General features: G+C 72.5%; 5 protein-coding genes. All 5 read left to right on the forward strand.

Annotated elements, in window-relative coordinates; genetic code table 11:
• On the forward strand, positions 1–1,508 hold a 1,508-nt coding region (locus QH283_RS06840), incomplete at its 5' end, for an ABC1 kinase family protein (RefSeq protein ID WP_432420676.1).
• Between the two features lie 37 nt (positions 1,509–1,545).
• On the forward strand, positions 1,546–2,790 hold the full coding sequence (locus QH283_RS06845) for a saccharopine dehydrogenase family protein (RefSeq protein ID WP_280502169.1): 1,245 nt from the start codon (positions 1,546–1,548) through the stop codon (positions 2,788–2,790).
• A gap of 202 nt (positions 2,791–2,992) precedes the next feature.
• Positions 2,993–3,382 (forward strand): hypothetical protein, encoded by a 390-nt coding sequence (locus tag QH283_RS06850; RefSeq protein WP_280502170.1) that lies wholly within the window; start codon positions 2,993–2,995, stop codon positions 3,380–3,382.
• 42 nt (positions 3,383–3,424) lie between these two features.
• The gene (locus QH283_RS06855) at positions 3,425–4,072 is read left to right on the forward strand and encodes a hypothetical protein (RefSeq protein ID WP_280502171.1); all 648 of its coding nucleotides are present in this window, start codon (positions 3,425–3,427) and stop codon (positions 4,070–4,072) included.
• The gene (locus QH283_RS06860) at positions 4,069–4,641 is read left to right on the forward strand and encodes an ESX secretion-associated protein EspG (RefSeq protein WP_280502172.1); all 573 of its coding nucleotides are present in this window, start codon (positions 4,069–4,071) and stop codon (positions 4,639–4,641) included. Before QH283_RS06855 ends, QH283_RS06860 begins: the two co-directional genes overlap by 4 nt.
• Positions 4,642–4,648 lie beyond the last annotated feature (7 nt).

The raw sequence follows: 4,648 nt of genomic DNA on the forward strand, positions 1-4,648 counted from the left end.
GTCGCCACCTCCGCCTCGCAGTTCCTGTCCGGCCCGGCCGCCATCGCGGTCGGCCAGGGCGCGCAGGCCACCGTCGACGGCGTGCGCCCCGGCCTGTCCATCGGCATCGCCGGTCCCCGCGCGCCCGGCGGTCGATGCGCCGCCGCTCGGAGGCGGTGCGGGCCGAGATGGCCGAGGAATCCATGCTGCGGACCATCGAGCAGGTGGTCGTGGTGCTCGGCACCATGAAGGGCGTGGCCATGAAGCTGGGCCAGATGATGTCGGTGCTCGACATGGATCTGGTGCCCGACAGCCATCGCGAACGCTTCCAGCAGCGCCTGGCCGTCCTGCGCAACGCCGCCCCGACGGTGCCGTTCGATGGCATGCGCGAGGTGGTGGAGCAGGACTACGGCGCGCCGCTGGAGAGCGTGTTCGCCGAGTTCGACACCGAGCCGATCGCCGCGGCCTCCATCGGGCAGGTCTACCGCGCCCGGCTGCACGACGGCAGGCAGGTCGCGGTGAAGGTGCAGTATCCCGGCATCGACGCCGCCGTGCGGGCGGACCTGCGGAACCTGACCATGTTCCGCAAGGTGCTGCAATCGGCGATGCCGTGGATCACCCCCGCGGTGCTCGACGAGCTGCGACTGAACATCGAGAGCGAGCTGGACTATCACGCCGAGGCGCAGACCCAGGCCCAGCTGGCCGAGCTCTACGCCGACCACCCGTTCATCCTGGTGCCGCGCACCGTGCCCGAGCACTCCACCACCCGGGTGCTGGTCTCGGACTATCTCACCGGCCGCACCTTCGACGAGGCGAGGCAACTGCCCGATGCCGAGCGCAACCGCATCGGCGAGATCATCTACCGCTTCTATGTCGGCTCGCTGTTCGAATTCGCCGAGTTCTGCGGCGACCCGCATCCCGGCAATGTGCTCGTCCTCGACGACGGCCGGGTCGGTTTCCTGGATTTCGGCCTCTACAACCGGATGGACCGCGAGCACGTCGATTTCGAGATCACCTGCCTGCGCGCCGCCGCCGAGGAACGCGCCGAGGACCTGCGGGAACTGATGATCCAGCGCGGTGTCATCGATTCGCCGGAGGAGATCGGCGCGGCGGAGAGCCTGGAATACGTGCTCGCGGCCTCGGAATGGTGCCTGGTCGACGAGGAACTGACCATCACTCCCGAATTGGCCAGCGGCGCGTTCCTGCTCGCGGTCGATCCGAGGGCGAGCGAATTCGCCGGCATGAAACAGCAGAACCTGCCGCCGGAGCACCTGTTCTCCCGCCGCGCGGATTTCCTGACCTTCGGCATGCTCGGTCAATTGCGCACCACCGCCAACTGGCACCGCATCGCCAGGGAATGGCTCTACGGCGACGACCCGGTGACCGAACTCGGCATCGCCCACCGGCAGTGGCGCGCCGAACACGTTCCGGCGCGCGCACTCCCGAAGGGCCGTCCCGCACGACACCGCGCGTCGCAGCGCACCACCAGGCAGCGGGGATCGTCGACCGGCCGCGCGCCGCGCCGGTGACCGACCGGCCGTCGGCCGACCAGGAGGAACACACCCCATGACAGACACCCGTGAGTTCGATCTCACCGTCTTCGGGGCCACCGGCTTCGTCGGCAGGCTCGTCGCCGAGTACCTGCTCGACGCCGCGCCCCCGGACGCCAGGATCGCGCTGGCCGGACGCTCGGCGGCCAAGCTCGCCCTGGTCAAGGAGGGGCTCGGGCCGAGGGCGGCGGACTGGACACTGGTCGTCGCCGATGTCGGCGACCCCACCGCCCTCGCCTGCCTCGCGGCGCGCACCAGGGCCGTGGTCACCACGGTCGGGCCGTACCTGCGCTACGGCATGCCGCTGGTGCGGGCGTGCGCGGAGGCGGGCACCCACTACGCGGATCTGACCGGCGAGCCGCTGTTCGTCCGGGAGGCCGCCGACCGCTGGCACGACACCGCCGTCGCCACCGGCGCCAAGATCGTCAACTCCTGCGGCTACGACTCGATCCCCTCGGATCTGAGCGTCTACCGCCTGTACCGCCGCACCGTCGAGGACGACACCGGTGAACTCACCGATGTCACGCTGGTGGCCTCGTTCAAAGGCGGTGTCAGCGGCGGCACCGTCGATTCCGCCCGCGCCATGATGGAGGCGGTGGCCGAGGACGGCTCGAAATCCCAGGTGCTCGCCGATCCGTACGCGCTGAGCGTGGACCGCGACCGCGAGCCCGAGGCGCGCGGGCTGTCCGATCAGGCCTTCGGGCGGGCGAGCGGCATCGACCCGAGTCTGGACGGCTGGGTCGGCACCTTCGTCATGGCCGGCCACAACACCCGGATCGTGCGGCGCAGCAACGGATTGCTCGGCTGGGCGTACGGGAAGAACTTCCGCTATCGCGAGGTGATGAGCGTGGGCTCCTCGCCGCTGGCCCCGGTGGCGGCCGCGGCGACCACGGCGGGCATCGTGGCAGGCATCGGCGCGCTGGCGCTGCTGTCGCGCGCGAAGCTCGGCCGCCGGGTGCTCGACCGGGTGCTGCCCGCGCCGGGCACCGGGCCGAGCGAGAAGAGCAGGCGCACCGGCTGGTTCACCATGAAGACCGTCGCGCACACCAGTTCCGGCGCGAAGTACCTGGCCACCTTCGCGGCCGAGGGCGATCCCGGCTACCAGGCCACCGCGGTGATGCTCGGCGAAATGGGTCTCGCGCTGGCCTTCGACGAGCTGCCCGAGATCGCCGGTGTGCTCACCCCGGCGGCCGCCGCGGGCGAGGCGCTCACCGAACGGCTGCGCGCCGCCGGCATGACCATCGCCGTCGAGCGCGCCTGAGCGTCCGCGGCACCGCCCCGCCCCCGGCTCTCCCCGTACGCGGGCTCCCCGGAGGCGGGGCCGACGACGTAACCCGGCCGCGCGGCGCGCGAATCCGCGTGCGACCGCTCACAATCGGGCGTCGACCCGCCCACGGGCACCCTGGTGCGCCGCTAGAGTCCCCACCGGTAGCGGTTGGACCCGAGGCGAGGGGGCGAGGCGGATGGTGCCGGATACCGGGCAGGGGCTGGCCAGGGGGTTGTACGCGGCGGCGGTGGACGGGCACGGCGGCGAGCGGTTCGAGCTCGCCCCCGATGTCGCGGTGAATCTCGCCGCCGCCTGCGACAAGCTGGTCGAGGATCTGGCGGCGGCGCTGACCGCCGGCGAGCTGGCGAGCACGGTCACAGGCTTTCCCGACCTGCCCACCGGGCGGGGACTGAGCGCCGGATTCGCGCACAAGGGCAGCGAATTGCGCGCCACCGTGGCGGCTTTCCAGCAGACCGCGCTGCTGTTCAAGGCCGCCTATCTGGCCGCGGGCCGCAGGCTGGCCGAGGCCGAGGCCGCGCACCGCGACGCCCTGCTCGCCGTCGCCGACTACCTGGACCAGCGATGAGCGGCGATCCGCTGCCGGCCCTACCGACGGCGGGGTGATCGGATGGTCGACCCGGTTGCCAGAGCCGCCGCCGAGGAGATGCTGGCGCGCGGCCGCGCCCTGGCCGACGCGGCCGAGATCGCGGGCGCGGCCACCGATCCCGCGTACGCGCCCGATCGCGAGCGGTTCGCCGCCTACACCCACGCCGAGATCTGGGAGCAGGTGCACCAGGCGCTCGACCCGGCCGCGCTCGGCGAGACGGCCGAGGCCTGGCGCACCGGGGCCGATACGCTCGCCGAGGCGTTCCAGACCTTCGCCGACACCACCGCGCGCGAATTCGCCCGCTGGTCGGGCACTTCCGCCGAGGCGGCGAGCCTGGCCACCCGTTCCTTCGTCACCCTCGGCATCAAGGCGCACGAGGTGTGCCGGACGGTGCAGCGGCTGATCGAACTCGATCGCGATGTGGCCCAGACGATCCGGGCCGCCATCCCGCCGCCCGCATGCTACGTCCCGCTGGCCGACCCGGTGGCCGAGGCGGTGCTGGGCGGGCGGCGGCGGATGGAGCACGAGCGCGCCGCCGCCGAGGTCGAGGCGGACGTGCGCGACACCATGACCTACATCTACTCGCCCACCATGCCCGCGACCGGCGACCGGGTGCCCCGGTTCGGGCGTCCCGAGGCAGGTCCGACGGGTGGGAGCGCCCCACGGTGAGATGGGTCCTCACCCCGGACGAGTTCACCCATGTCTGGGAAAGCGAAACGAACCTCGACCGCAGGCCGTATCCGGTGAACATGATGCCCGCCTCGCTGGTGCGCACCGAGGCCGAACACGCCTCGCTGCGGCTGCCGCAGCGCTTCGCCCGCCAGGCCGACCCGGATCTGGCCGCCGCCCTCATGTTGTGCGCGCGCGGCGACGCCACCACCATCACCGTCTCCGGCGAGCGGCACACCCCCGGCCGCAACGGTGACGGGGAGAACCGGGTGCTCATCTTCGCCGCCGTCGTGCACCAGCACGCGGGCATCCTGATCGCGGGCAGGGAGAAGATGACGGTGCTCATGTGCCACGCTCGCATGGTGGGCGCGCGGCTGGTACAGGCGATCGGCTCGGCGCCGCCGGGCGGGCTCGGCATCCTGCGCGAACCGCAGGACCGGGTGCTCGGCGAGATCACCGGCGGCGGCGCGCCCCCCCCCCGCCCGGCCCGCGTACCCCACCCCCAGCCCCAACCCCGGGGCGGGCGCGGCGTGAAAACCCGACCCAACGGACCGCGGGACCCCCTTTAGCCCCCCG

Origin of the sequence: Nocardia farcinica (genome assembly GCF_029867845.1) — a bacterium.
Taxonomy (GTDB): Bacteria; Actinomycetota; Actinomycetes; order Mycobacteriales; family Mycobacteriaceae; genus Nocardia; species Nocardia farcinica_A.